The sequence below is a fragment of the Bradyrhizobium sp. USDA 4504 genome (assembly GCF_054063995.1).
Genome location: NZ_JBSSGV010000001.1, coordinates 8,311,491 through 8,325,340 on the forward strand (window position 1 = coordinate 8,311,491; position 13,850 = coordinate 8,325,340).

General features: G+C 65.7%; 10 protein-coding genes. 3 read left to right on the forward strand and 7 right to left on the reverse strand.

What is annotated here, in order from left to right:
- Window positions 1-400: 400 nt before the first annotated feature.
- Window positions 401-1,429, reverse strand: a complete 1,029-nt coding sequence (locus ACVMB1_RS39035) for a peptidoglycan -binding protein (protein ID WP_057016193.1) — start codon at window positions 1,427-1,429, stop codon at window positions 401-403.
- Window positions 1,430-1,456: 27 nt separating this feature from the next.
- Window positions 1,457-2,443 carry a hypothetical protein gene (locus ACVMB1_RS39040; RefSeq protein WP_057016194.1) on the reverse strand — a complete coding sequence of 329 codons (987 nt, stop codon included), beginning with the start codon at window positions 2,441-2,443 and terminating at the stop codon, window positions 1,457-1,459.
- Between the two features lie 541 nt (window positions 2,444-2,984).
- Between ACVMB1_RS39040 and ACVMB1_RS39045 the strand changes: the two genes are divergently transcribed.
- From ACVMB1_RS39045 to ACVMB1_RS39055, 3 genes are all read left to right on the forward strand, one after another.
- Window positions 2,985-4,190, forward strand: coding sequence for an efflux RND transporter periplasmic adaptor subunit (locus ACVMB1_RS39045; RefSeq protein ID WP_141341973.1), 1,206 nt, complete (start codon window positions 2,985-2,987; stop codon window positions 4,188-4,190).
- A 6-nt stretch (window positions 4,191-4,196) separates the two neighbouring features.
- Complete coding sequence (locus ACVMB1_RS39050) at window positions 4,197-7,352, forward strand: multidrug efflux RND transporter permease subunit (protein WP_057016195.1); 3,156 nt, start codon at window positions 4,197-4,199, stop codon at window positions 7,350-7,352.
- A 116-nt stretch (window positions 7,353-7,468) separates the two neighbouring features.
- A complete protein-coding gene (locus ACVMB1_RS39055; protein ID WP_141341970.1) occupies window positions 7,469-8,608 on the forward strand; it encodes an AAA family ATPase in 1,140 nt (379 codons plus the stop codon).
- Between the two features lie 14 nt (window positions 8,609-8,622).
- On the opposite strand, the gene ACVMB1_RS39060 is transcribed toward ACVMB1_RS39055, so the two are convergent.
- From ACVMB1_RS39060 to fba, 5 genes are all read right to left on the reverse strand, one after another.
- Entirely contained in the window at window positions 8,623-9,417 is a 795-nt protein-coding gene (locus ACVMB1_RS39060; protein ID WP_076825014.1) for an inositol monophosphatase family protein, read from the reverse strand.
- 228 nt (window positions 9,418-9,645) lie between these two features.
- Window positions 9,646-10,728, reverse strand: coding sequence for a tetratricopeptide repeat protein (locus ACVMB1_RS39065; protein WP_076825015.1), 1,083 nt, complete (start codon window positions 10,726-10,728; stop codon window positions 9,646-9,648).
- A 7-nt stretch (window positions 10,729-10,735) separates the two neighbouring features.
- A complete protein-coding gene (locus ACVMB1_RS39070) occupies window positions 10,736-11,425 on the reverse strand; it encodes a thiamine phosphate synthase (protein ID WP_076825016.1) in 690 nt (229 codons plus the stop codon).
- Window positions 11,426-12,451 carry a class I fructose-bisphosphate aldolase gene (locus tag ACVMB1_RS39075; RefSeq protein WP_076825042.1) on the reverse strand — a complete coding sequence of 342 codons (1,026 nt, stop codon included), beginning with the start codon at window positions 12,449-12,451 and terminating at the stop codon, window positions 11,426-11,428.
- A 316-nt stretch (window positions 12,452-12,767) separates the two neighbouring features.
- Window positions 12,768-13,835: a class II fructose-bisphosphate aldolase gene (gene fba, locus ACVMB1_RS39080; protein ID WP_057016199.1), complete on the reverse strand. Its 1,068-nt coding sequence runs from the start codon at window positions 13,833-13,835 to the stop codon at window positions 12,768-12,770.
- Window positions 13,836-13,850 lie beyond the last annotated feature (15 nt).

Consider the following 13,850-nt stretch of genomic DNA (forward strand, 5'->3'; position numbering starts at 1 on the left):
GCGATACCAACATAACGTCCGCCGCATTTGATGCGTTCCCGGAAGCCTCGCCAGGACGAAGCAAATATCCGTGTAATGAACGGTCTCCACCGATCGCGGCGACGCCTCGCCGGTGTTGCGGATCTTTCGACATGAAGTTTGGACATTCATGTCGCGAGAATGCGGACGTGTGACTCACTGACCTTGCCACACACTCAATGTCGTCATGGCGAAAGCCAGGACCGATTACCCCAAATCTCAATTGTTGCGCGACGCTGGGGCCACGATCCCGTCCAGGATCAAGTGGGATGGTTATAGGTCCTGGCTTTCGCCAGGACGACGAACGGATAGCGCCGTGTGCCCGTCCTCACGGGTTCACGCAAACACGGCAATGACGACTGGTTGGCCAGGCGCCGTCGTCCTAGCGTTCTGTCAGCTTCAGCTCGATGCGGCGGTTGCGCTTGTAGGCCTCTTCGGTCTGCGCGGTGTCGAGCGGCTGGAATTCGGCAAAGCCGGCGGCGACCAGGCGCTGCGCCGGCACGCCGAGCGAGACCAGGTACTGCACCACCGAGATCGCGCGCGCCGAGGACAGCTCCCAGTTGGACTTGAACAGCGGGCTGTTGATCGGCCGCACGTCGGTGTGGCCGTCGACGCGCAGCACCCAGGCGATCTCGGGCGGAATCTGCTTGTCGAGATCGATCAGCGCGCTCGCGACAGTTTCGAGTTCGGTCTTGCCCTCGGGCAGCAGCGTCGCCTGGCCGGTGTCGAAGAACACTTCCGACTGGAACACGAAGCGGTCGCCGACGACGCGGATATCGGGACGGTTGCCGAGGATCGCACGCAGCCGGCCGAAGAATTCCGAGCGGTATTTCGACAGTTCCTGCACCCGCTGCGCCAGCGCGACATTGAGGCGCTGGCCGAGATCGGCGATGCGGTTCTGCGATTCCTTGTCGCGTTTCTCGGAGGCGTCGAGCGCCTCCTCGAGCGCGGCGAGCTGGCGGCGCAGCGCGCTGATCTGCTGGTTCAGCAACTCGATCTGCGCAAGTGCGCGCGACGATACGGCCTTCTCGGACTCCAGCGCCTTGTTGAGTTCGTTGGCGCGGCCCTGCGCGTCGCTGCCGGAACTCGCGAGCCCCTCATAGAGTCCCTTCATGCGGTCGCGCTCGCCTTCGGCGGAAGCGAGCCCGGCGCGCAGCTGCGCCACCTGGTCGTCGAGCGTCAGCTTGGAGAGCTTCTCCAGCGACAGCAGGTCGTTGAGCTGGGCGATCTTGGCGGTGAGCTGTTCCAGCGCCTTGTCCTTGCCGGTGACCTCCTGCGACAGGAAGAACTGCACGACGAGGAATACCGACAGCAGGAACACGATCGACAGCACCAGCGTCGACAATGCGTCGACAAAGCCGGGCCAGTAGTTGAAGCCGGATTCGCTGCGGCGCGAGCGGGCGAGGGCCATGGGTGTCTCCTTGGGCTTGCTCCCCGGCTAGCTTTTCTCGGGCTGGCGGGCGAGGCGTTCGAGCAGCCGCTTGATCTCGCGGTTCTGCTCGCCCTGGCCGTCGGCCCATTCCCGGATCATCTGCTGCTCGGTGCGCATATGCGCAACCAGTCCCTGGATCGCCTCGGCAAGATTGGCCATCGCGGCCGTGGTGCTGCGGCCGCCGCCGCCTTCCTCGAGCGCGGTGCGGAGCCGATCGATCGCGCCCTGCATGTCGCCGGAGACGCCGGCTTCATCGCCGGAAATGCCGCGCACGGTGCCGGCGAGCCAGTCCTCGAGGTCGGTGTAGAAGCGGTTCTGGGCCTGGCTCGACTGCAGGTCGAGGAAGCCGAGGATCAGCGAGCCGGCGAGGCCGAACAGCGAGGACGAGAACGAGATGCCCATGCCGCCGAGCGGCGCGGCGAGGCCCTCCTTCAGCGTATCGAACAGCGCGCCGGAGTCGCCGCCGACCTTGAGCCCGTCGATCACCTTGCCGACCGAGCCCACCGTCTCGATCAGGCCCCAGAAGGTGCCGAGCAGGCCGAGGAACACCAACAGGCCGGTCATGTAGCGCGAGATGTCGCGGGCTTCATCGAGGCGAGTTGCGATCGAATCGAGCAGATGTCGCATGGTCTGCTGCGAGATCGACATCCGCCCCGAGCGTTCGCCGCCGAGGATCGCGGCCATCGGGGCAAGCAGCGTCGGGCGGCGCTCGATCGCAAGGCCGGGATCGGCGATGCGGAAATTGTTGACCCAGGCGACCTCGGGATAGAGCCGGATCACCTGGCGGAACGCCAGGATGATGCCGATCAGCAGCACCGCCCCGATCAGGGCGTTCAGCCCCGGATTGGCAAAGAAGGCGGTGACGATCTGCTTGTACAGCACGACCCCGACCAGGCCGCAGAGCACCAGGAACACCAGCATCCGCACCAGGAAGATACGAGGCGAGGACAGCTTGCTCAATTCGATCTCCATGTCGGAGCGGGAAGGAGGCATTGCCGGGTCATCCGTTCGCGAAGGCCGCATCTGCGAGCAATATGGCACAGCGGCGGAGTGAGGAAAGCCGATTCCAGGGGCAGCAAACAGGACCTTGAGTTGGAATCTCGTGGGCCGTTGCCGCTTTGCACGGCTTTCCGACCGCTCGGCGCATCACCATCCGCTGAACTGCACACCCCACCCGCAGATCGCGAAATGAGGTCGGCTTGCACGCGTCATTCGGTGAGGCGAACGCGACGATGGTGATTCGGTCCGATTGTCTCGATGTTGCAAGGTGCGGCATTCCGCGCAGGCAAAATGGCGGGGTTCCCGCTCACGCAGACCTTAATGCATTCCCACAGCCTGCGATGGAACCCGCTCACAATGCGGTGACAAGACAAAAGATGCCGCGAAATCAGAGTGATAGCATTCTGTGACATTGAGCCGCCCAAAAACGCATTGCGTCGCAGCAAGCAGATTTTATTTTCATCGCAGCAACGCGAGCGGTGTCGCCGTGACACCGCCGTTCGTTTGTTCAAACCTTTCAGGGGCGATTATCTCAATGTCTGGACTTCGCGCGCAATCGGCATGCATTGCTCTGATGCTGGCCGTGACGGCGCCACTGCTTGCAGGCTGCGACGAGCCGAACACCGCAACCGCCGCCGTGCAAGCACCCGAGCCGGACGTCAGTGTCGTCACCGTGAAGCCGCAGGCGCGCGCGATGCTGCGCGAGCTGCCGGGCCGCATCGCGCCGACCCGTGTTTCCGAGGTACGCCCGCGCGTCTCGGGCATCGTGGTCAACCGCATGTTCCATCAGGGCAGCGAGGTGAAGGTCGGCGATCCCCTGTACCAGATCGATCCGCGCCCGTTCGAAGTCGAATTGCAGTCGACCGAGGCGGCGCTGGCGCGCGCCAAGGCCGTGCTCGAACAGGCCGCGCTGCAGGCCCGCCGTATCGCCACCTTGACCAGCCAGCGCGCGGCGCCGGAAGCCGAGAACGAAAAGGCGATCGCGACGCTGAAGCAGGCCGAAGCCGACGTGCAGGGTCGCGAGGCCGAAGTCGCGCGAGCCAAGCTCAATCTGGATTATGCGACGATCCGCGCGCCGATCGACGGCACCATCGGCGCGGCGCTGGTCAGCGAGGGCGCGCTCGTCGTGCAGAACGACGCCGCGAGCCTTGCGACCATCCAGCAGCTCGATCCGATCTACGCCGACTTCCAGCAGTCCGTGACCGAGATGAACCAGCTCCGCCGCGCCTTCGAGAGCGGCGATCTCGACCGCATCGCGCCCGACGCGATGAAGGTGCGCCTCGTGCTCGACGACGGCTCGATCTACCCGCTGCCGGGCAAGCTGCTGTTCTCCGACGCCAAGGTCGACGCCTATACCGGGCAGGTGACGTTGCGCGGCGAGTTCCCGAACCCGCATCGCATCCTGCTGCCGGGCATGTATGTGCGCGTGCTGATCGAGCAGGGCATCGACAGCGATGCGATTGCCGTGCCGCAGCAGGCGATCCAGCGCAATGGCGGCGGCGGCAGCGAGGTGTTCGTCGTCAAGGCCGACAATCACGTCGCGGTGCAGCCGGTGCGCACCGGCTCGCTGCAGGGTGGTTCCTGGTTCGTGACTGACGGCCTGAAGGCCGGCGACAAGGTCGTCGTCGAGGGGTTCCAGAAATTCGCCGCCGGCGACAAAGTCCGGCCGCAAGCCTGGCGCGAGGTCGACGCAGCTGCAGCACCGACGGATCCGCACCAGACCGCGCACGCAGTGCGGTGATCCGGCATGCCTAGCTTCTTCATCGACAGGCCGATCTTCGCCTGGGTCGTCGCGCTGTTCATCTGTCTGATCGGCGCGATCTCGATTCCGCTGCTCGCGGTCGCGCAATATCCGATCATCGCGCCGCCCTCGATCTCGATCTCGACCAGCTATCCCGGCGCGTCGCCGGAGAACCTCTACAACAGCGTGACGCGGCTGATCGAGGAGGAGCTCAACGGCGCCGCCAACATCCTGAACTTCGAATCGACCTCCGACTCGCTTGGCCAGGTCGAGATCATCGCCAACTTCAAGCCGGGCACCGACACCAGCCAGGCTTCGGTCGAGGTGCAGAACCGCCTCAAGCGCGTCGAGGCGCGGCTGCCGCGCGCCGTGATCCAGCAGGGCATCCTGGTCGAGGAAGCCTCGTCCGCCGTGCTGCAGATCATCACGCTGAACTCGACCGACGGCTCGCTGGATGAAGTGGGCCTCGGCGACTTCATGATCCGCAACGTGCTGGGCGAGGTGCGCCGCATCCCCGGCGTCGGCCGCGCCACGCTGTATTCGACCGAGCGGTCCTTGCGGATCTGGATCGATCCGGCCAAGCTGGTCGGCTACGGCCTGTCCGCCGACGACGTCAACAAGGCGATCACCGCGCAGAACGCCCAAGTCGCCTCCGGCAGCATCGGCGCCGAGCCGAGCACCGATACCCAGAAGATTTCCGCGCAGGTGCTGGTGAAGGGCCAGCTGTCCTCTCCCGACGAGTTCGGCGCCATCATCCTGCGCGCCAACGCCGACGGCTCGACGGTCCGCCTGCGCGACGTCGCGCGGATCGAGATCGGCGGCCTCAGCTACCAGTTCAACACCCGCCTCGACGGCAAGCCGACCGCCGGCCTCTCGGTGTTGCTGTCGCCGAAGGGCAATGCGCTGGCGACCGCGAGCGCGGTCGAAGCCAAGATGAAGGAGCTGTCGCGCTTCTTCCCGGCCAACATCTCCTACGAAATCCCCTACAACATCACGCCGGTGGTCGAGGCTTCGATCAAGAAGGTGTTGACGACGCTGGTCGAGGCCGTGGTGCTGGTGTTCGTCGTGATGTTCCTGTTTCTGCAGAACATCCGCTACACCATCATCCCGACCATCGTGGTTCCGGTGGCGCTGCTCGGCGCCTGCGCTACGCTGATGATCGCGGGCTTTTCGATCAACATGCTGACCATGTTCGGCATGGTGCTGGCGGTCGGCATCCTCGTCGACGACGCCATCGTCGTGGTCGAGAACGTCGAGCGCATCATGGCGGAGGAGGGCCTGCCGCCGAAGGAAGCCACCAAGAAAGCGATGTCGCAGATCACCGGCGCCATCATCGGCATCACGCTGGTGCTGATGGCGGTGTTCGTGCCGATGGCGTTCTTCCCCGGCTCGGTCGGCATCATCTACCGGCAGTTCTCGGTCACCATGGTGGCGGCGATCGCGTTCTCGGCGCTGCTCGCGCTGTCGCTGACGCCGGCGCTGTGCGCGACGCTGCTCAAGCCGGTCAAGAAGGGCCACGGCCATGCCAGCAAGGGCGTGTTCGGCTGGTTCAACCGCGTGCTCGACACCAGCCGCGCGGGCTATACCCGCACCGTGCAGGGCTCGCTGAAGCGCACCGGCCGCCTGATGCTGATCTACCTCGTGCTGTTCCTCGGCGTCGCCTACGGCTTCGTGCGGCTGCCCGGCGGCTTCCTGCCGGTCGACGACCAGGGCTTCATCACGACCGACGTGCAGACGCCGTCGGAATCGTCCTATGCCCGGACCGAAGCCGCGGTCGAGCAGGTCGAGAAGTACCTCAAGGACCGCGCCGGCATCGAGAACGTCACGTTCCTCACCGGCTTCAGCTTCCTCGGCCAGGGCATGAACACCGCGCAGGCCTTCATCACCCTGAAGGACTGGTCGGAGCGCGGCCCGAAGGATTCCGCCGCCGCCATCGTTGCCGACATCAACCGCGATTTGTCGTCGATCCGCGACGCCAGGATCTCGGCGTTGCAGCCGCCGCCGATCGACAACCTCGGCAATTCCTCGGGCTTCTCGTTCCGCCTGCAGGACCGCGGCCAGAAGGGTTATTCGGCGCTGATCGCCGCGTCCGATCGCCTGATCGCGGAGGCCAATGCCAGCCCGATCCTGCAGAAGGTCTATGTCGAAGGCCTGCCGCCCGCGCCGCAGGTCAATCTGATGATCGACCGCGAGAAGGCGGGCGCGTTCGGCCTCACCTTCGAGGATATCAACAACACGATCTCGACCAATCTCGGCTCGAACTACATCAACGACTTCCCGAACCGCGGGCGCATGCAGCGCGTCATCGTGCAGGCCGACAAGACCAGCCGCATGAACGCGGACGACATTCTCAACTACAACGTCAAGAACAGCCGCGGCCAGCTGGTGCCGTTCTCGGCCTTCGCCACCATCGAGTGGACGAAGGGGCCGACGCAGATCGCGGGCTTCAACTACTATCCGGCGGTGCGCATCTCCGGCGAGGCGCGGCCGGGCTTCACCTCGGGCGATGCGATCGCCGAAATGGAGCGGCTCGCCGACAAGCTGCCGCGTGGCTTCGGCTATGAATGGACCGGCCAGTCGCTGCAGGAGAAGCTGTCGGGCTCGCAAGCGCCGTTCCTGCTCGCGCTGTCGGTGCTGGTGGTGTTCCTGCTGCTCGCCGCGCTCTATGAGAGCTGGACCATTCCGCTCGCGGTGCTGCTCACCATTCCGCTCGGCATTCTCGGTGCGGTGGTGGCGGCGACGATGCGCGGGCTCTCCAACGACGTCTATTTCACCGTCGGTTTGATCACCATCATCGGTCTTGCCGCCAAGGACGCGATCCTGATCATCGAGTTTGCCAAGGATCTGCGCGCGCAAGGCAAGCCGCTGGTCGAGGCGACAATCGAGGCGTGCAGCCTCAGATTCCGCCCGATCCTGATGACCGGTCTGGCCTTCGTCTGCGGCGTGCTGCCGATGGCGATCGCGACCGGCGCCGGCGGCGCCAGCCAGCAGGCACTCGGCACGTCAGTGATGGGCGGCATGATCGCGGTGGTGATCCTCGCGCTGCTCCTGGTGCCGGTGTTCTTCGTCAGCGTGCAGCGCGTGCTGGCCGGCGATCGCGAAACGGCGCCGGGGCAGGGTGAGGTATATGGCCCGCCCGCGCCGGCAAGGATCGGTCACTGACATCAGGGACCGGTGCTGCTCAGATCAGCAGCTTGCTTTCGCAAGCTGACCAATCCAGATTGCAGCTCTGGATTGAACGGGAAGCGTTTGGGCAACCCGGGGATTGAGGGCATGCGATGCGGCCGAGCGATATTGCGATCTCGAATTATCGCTCGATCCGGCGGCTCTTCATGCCCATCCAGCCGCTGTCCGTCTTCGTCGGCGAGAACGGCGTCGGCAAATCCAATCTCTACAAGTCGCTGTCGCTGTTGCGGGATGCTGCGACCGGCCGGATCACGCGCACGATCTCCGACGAAGGCGGGTTGAACTCGGTCTACTGGTCGGGCCTGCGCAAGCGCGGCGAGGATGCAAGGCTGCGGTTGGAGGTCAGGTTCGATCACGTCAAATACGCCATCGAGCTCGGGCATCCCGGCCCGCTTGAGGCGGCGTTTCCCGGCGAGCCGATGATCAAATCCGAACGCGTCGAGGCGATCCACGGCAAGCGCAAAGTCCTGATGATGGAGCGGACCAATTCACACGTCAGCGTCCGCGGCGAGAGCGGCGCCTGGAGCGAGCACAAGAATGCGGTGCTGCCATCGGAAACCGTGCTGGCGGATTTCCCCGACGGCAAGGCGTGTCCCGAGATCGATTTGATCCGAAACGCGCTGCAGAGCTGGCGCTTCTATCACGATTTCCGCACCGATCCGGGCTCGCCGATCCGAAAGCCTTGCCTGGCGATCACGACACCGTCGCTGAGCGCCGATGGCAGCGACCTGGCCGCCGCCTTGGCAACGCTCAGCGCGATCAGGCAAGATGCGGTGGACATGCAGGATGCGATCGAGGACGCGTTCCCGGGCGCCGAGCTCCAGGCATGGGCGGAAAACGGACGGTGCGAATTCGAGCTGCAGCAGGCTGACGTGCCGCGCCCGTTCAAGGCGCACGAACTATCCGACGGCACGCTGAAATATATCTGCCTGCTCGCCGTGTTCATGGGCTATCGGCTGCCGCCGTTCATCGCGCTGAACGAGCCCGAGACCAGCCTGCATCCCTCGCTGCTGGCGCCATTGGCGCGGCTGATCGCCAAGGCATCGCGCCGTGCCGACATCTGGATCGTCACCCATTCGGAGCCTCTGATGGAAGCGCTGCGCAGCGAAAGCGCGGTGCCGCTGCGCCGGGTGATCAAGACGAAGGGCGCCACCACCATCGAGGGCCTGACCGCGGGCGGTGAATTTCGTGACCGCGAGGACGACCAGGATGACGATGACGACGACGATTAAATCGCGCCGTCGCGTTACTGCCCGAGCGGCTTCAGGATCTTGATCAGCTCGCCGTGCACGAACTCGTTGCCGCAGACGATGTGGCCGGTCTGCAGCGGGTCGTCATTGCCCTGGATGCCGGAGACGGTGCCGCCGGCTTCGCGGACCATCAGCAGGCCGGCCGCGACGTCCCAGGCCTGCAGATTGCGCTCCCAATAGCCGTCGAGCCGGCCAGCAGCGACAAAGGCGAGGTCGAGCGAGGCGGCGCCGAAGCGGCGGAAGCCCGCGACCTTGTTCTGCAGCGCAGCCATCTCCTGCAGCGCCAGCTGGTGACTACCGCGGCCGATATGCGGCAGGCCGCAGGCGACAACGCATTCGTTGAGCTGGCGGCGGCCGGCGACGCGCAGCCGCTGGTCGTTGAGGAAGGCGCCCTTGCCGCGCTCGGCGATGTAGAGCTCGTCATTGGCGGGATTGTAGATCACGCCGGCGATCACGGTGTCCTCGCGCTTCAGCCCGATCGAGATCGCGAATTGCGGGATGCCGTGCAGGAAGTTGGTGGTGCCGTCCAGGGGATCGACGATCCAGGTGTGGCTCTTGTCAGAGCCTTCGCGCTTGCCGCCTTCCTCGCCGAGGAACCCGTAGCCGGGCCGGGCCTTCTCGAGGTCGGTGTAGAGCATCTCCTCGGCGCGCTTGTCGGCGAGCGAGACGAAGTTTGCCGGCCCCTTCAGCGACACCTGGAGATGTTCGATCTCGCCGAGGTCGCGCTTGAGGCTGCGGCCGGCGCGGCGCGCGGCCTTGACCATGACATTGATGAGAGCGGAATAGAGCATGATGGAAGCTGGTGGCTTTCGAGCGTTGGAAATCGATCGGGCAGCGTAGCAAGACCCTGCCCGTCATCCTGAGGAGCGCGGAACGCGCGTCTCGAAGGATCGACGGCCCGGTCCGGGGCCGTGCATCCTTCGAGGCTCGCTCCGCTCGCACCTCAGGATGACGGGAAACGGCCTGTGGCGCCCTGGGTTTCGGACTGGGTGCCCTCTGGAAGTGGCGCCGTCAAGGCGTCATTTGACGTTGTTTCCGATCCATTTTCGCGCGGCTGCCTCGGCCTTGGCGCGGTCTTCCGGGCTCATATCGGCGAGGATGTCGTCGAGATCGGGGTCGCCCTTGCCGGCGGTCTTGGCGACCGTGTGCCATTTCAGCGCCTCGACCTTGTCCACCGGGGCGCCGGCGCCGGTCGCCAGCACATGGGCGAGGCGGTTTTGCGCGATCGCGCTGTTCTGCCGGGCCGCCTTGCGCAGCAGCGCCACCGCCGCCGGCACGTTCCGCGGCGTGCCCGAGCCGTTGTAGAGGGCGATGGCATATTCGACCTCGGCATCGACATTGTCGGCCAGCGAGGCGGCCTGCAGCAGCCGCGCCGCCTTCTCGAGGTCCTTCGGCACGCCGGTGCCTTCCTTGTAGAAGGTCGCGAGCGCGTATTGCGCCTCGGGGCTGCCGGCGTCGGCGGCCATGCGCAACAGCTCGGCGGAGCGGCGGAGGTCCTGCGGCAGGGTCTGGCCGTCGAGATAGAGCAGCGCGAGATTATAGGCCGCCTTCGGCTCGCCGAGCTTGGCCGACGACGCCAGCAGCTTGACCGCGGCATCCTTGTCCACGGCGCCGCCGCGGCCGGCGATCTTCATCATGGCGAGCGCGAACATCGCCTCGCGGTCGCCGGCATCGGAGGCGCGCTTGTACCACTCGTCGGCCTTGACGTAGTCGCGCTTGACGCCGAGCCCATTGGCATAGAGCTCGCCCAGCATCGTCATGGCCTTGGCATCGTTGTTGTTCTGCGCGCGCGCGGTCGCGAGATCGAACGCGGTCTTGTACATGCCGCGCTGATAGGCGCCGTAGACGAGGTCGACATTGGGATCGTCGACGGCCTGGGTCGGGGTCGGCGAGGGCGTCGGAGATGCGGCAGGCTTCGGCGTCGCTGAGGCGGCGGGCTTGGGCGCCGGCTTCTTCGCGACCGGCGAATGCACCTTCGGCTTCGCAGCGTCCTTCTTCGCGGGCGGCGTCTGTGCCGGCGGCGTGATCGAGAGCTGCGCCATCGCGCCGCTCGCCAGCATCGTGCAGCCGAGCGCAACACCTATCGGACGCAGGCATTTCATTCCGGCGTCATCCCTCGGCCCTTCCGTCGGCCTTGGCCTTGCCGAATGTGCCGGCATGCGCCCGCGCAATCGCGTCGCCGATCTCGGCGAGCGCCGCCTTGGCGCCGCGCGGATCGGACCAGATGAAGTTTCCGACCAGCACGAAATCCGCGCCGGCCGCCGCGAACGTCTCGGCTTCCTCGCGCGAGGTTGCAAAGCCGATGCAGGGCGGCTCGAACAATTCGTCCCACCACTCCAGCCGCTCGGCGATGGCCTCGCGCGAGGGCCGCTGTCCGTTGGCGTCGGGCTCGCCGAACAGCACATAGTCGGCACCAGCTTCGCCCGCGGCCATGGAATCGTGGCGGGTCGCGAGCCCGCCGACGCCGACAATGCGGTCGGGTTTCAGCGACGGCACCGCCTCTTCCATCGCGGCGACGCCGGTCAGATGCGCGCCGTCGGCGCCGGCGCGGGCCACGATATCGGGATGGCCGTCGATCAGCAGCGCCGCGCCGGCGTGCTGGATCGCAGGCGCCAGCGCCTTGATGGTGGAGATCATGCTGCGCGGATCGCTCTCGCGCAGCCGCACCAGCACGGCCGCGACATCGGCCGCGGCAAGCAGCTCGGTGAGCTCGGCCGCAAGCCGCGCAGGCTCATCGACCGCCGGCGTTGCCAGATAGAGGCGCGGCGTCGGCCGCGGCGGAACGGGCTTGGTCGCCAACTATGCCGCCTGTTTCTCGAGGCCGGCTTCCCAATTGCCGGTGCTCGCGAGCCCGTTCATCCGGGCGCGATGCGAGAAGGCGCGCTGGCCTGCGGGGACGTTGTCGGGCTTGCCGGACCACGCCTTCTGCGGCGCCGCCTGCAGCGCGCGGCCGTAGGAGAAGGTCAGCCGCCAGGGCAAATTGCCGATCTTGTTCATGGCGTCGAGATGCGCGGTCGCTTCCTCGTCGCTCTGGCCGCCGGAGAGGAAGGCGATGCCGGGCACCGCGGCCGGCACGCAGCTCTTGAGCAGGCGGATGGTCTTCTCGGCGACTTCCTGCACCGGCGCCTGCTTCGGGCACTTCTTGCCCGAGATCGCCATGTTCGGCTTCAGGATCATGCCTTCGAGCGCGACGCGCTGCACCCGCAATTCCTGGAAGGTGCGGTTCAGCACGCGCTGCGTCACCTCGTAGCAGCGGTCGATGTCATGATCGCCGTCCATCAGCACCTCCGGCTCGACGATCGGGACGATCTGCGCGGCCTGGCACAGCGCGGCGTAGCGCGCCAGCGCATGGGCGTTGGCACGGATCGCGGTCTGGGTCGGGATTCGCGGTCCGATATCGATCACGGCGCGCCACTTCGCAAAGCGCGCACCGCGCTCGTAATATTTCTTCAGCCGCTCGGCGAGCTTGTCGAGGCCGACGGTGACGAGTTCGCCTGGGCAGTTCGGCAGCGCCTGCGTGCCCTCGTCGACCTTGATGCCGGGGATCGCGCCGGCCTGCTCGATCAGCTTGACCAGCGGCGTGCCGTCCTTGGCATTCTGCCAGATCGTCTCGTCGTAAAGGATGACGCCGGAGATGTACTTGCTCATCGCCTCCTGCGAGCGGAACAGCATCTCGCGATAGTCACGGCGATTGTCCTCCGTCGAATCGACCTTGATGGCGTCGAACCGCTTCTTGATGGTGCCGGAGGATTCGTCGGCGGCGAGAATGCCCTTGCCCGGGGTGACCATGGCAAGCGCGATTTTGTTGAGGTCGGAGAGGTTCATCGGGGCGTCCTCCAGAGCCATTGCCTTTGCAAACCAAAATAGGCGGTTCTCGGGCAAATGCCTAGAAAACGTTCGTCGCGGCTGAGATCGCGCGTAGATTTGGCTTGTTCTGTTCACCTCGCCCCGCTTGCGGGGAGAGGCACAGGCCACCTTCGGCGGCCGTCGGCAAAGAACGCCGAAGTCGAGCTTCGGCTATGTTGCATCGCTAGATGCAATTCGGGTGAGGGGGTACAGGTCTAGCCGCATTCGCGGCTCGTGGAAGCAGCCCCTCACCCCAACCCTCTCCCCGCGAAGGGCGGGGAGAGGGAGAGATACGTCAGGCGACCTTGGGGTCGAGCTGGCCCGCGGCGTAGCGCTTGGCCATTTCCGCGGTGGTCAGCACCTTCTTGATCTTGCTGGCCTGGCCCGCGGTGTTGAACTCCTGCAGGCGCTGCTTGCACAGCTTGGTCATCGCCTCCATCGCGGGCTTCAGGTACTTGCGCGGATCGAACTCTTCCGGATTGTCCTTCAGCACCTTGCGGATCTGGCCGGTCATCGCCATCCGGTTGTCGGTGTCGATGTTGATCTTGCGCACACCGTTCTTGATGCCGCGCTGGATCTCGGCGACCGGCACGCCCCAGGTCGGCTTCATCTTGCCGCCATTGGCGTTGATGATCTCCTGCAGCTCCTGCGGCACCGACGAGGAGCCGTGCATCACCAGATGCGTGTTCGGCAGCTTGCGATGGATTTCCTCGATCACGTTCATGGCGAGGATGTTGCCGTCGGGCTTGCGGGTGAACTTGTAGGCGCCGTGCGAGGTGCCCATCGCGATCGCCAACGCGTCGACCTTGGTCTCCTTGACGAACTTCACGGCCTCGTCCGGGTTGGTCAGCAGCTGGTCGTGCGACAGCTTGCCCTCGGCGCCATGGCCGTCTTCCTTGTCGCCCATGCCGGTCTCGAGCGAGCCGAGCACGCCGAGCTCGCCTTCCACCGAGATGCCGCCGAGATGGGCCATGCCGGTCACGGTCTTGGTGACGCCGACATTGTAGTCCCAGTCGCCGGGGGTCTTGCCGTCGGCCTTCAGCGAGCCGTCCATCATGACCGAGGTGAAGCCGGCCTGGATCGCGGTCATGCAGGTGGCGGGCTCGTTGCCGTGGTCGAGATGCACGCAGACCGGGATCTGCGGGTAGATCTCGGTGACGGCGTCCATCATGTGCTTGAGCATGACGTCGTTGGCGTAGGACCGCGCGCCGCGCGAAGCCTGGATGATGACGGGCGCGTCGACCTCGGAGGCTGCCGCCATGATCGACAGCGCCTGTTCCATGTTGTTGATGTTGAAGGCAGGTACGCCGTAATCATGCTCGGCCGCGTGGTCGAGGAGTTGCCGCAACGTTATGCGAGCCATTCCATTTCTCCCTGT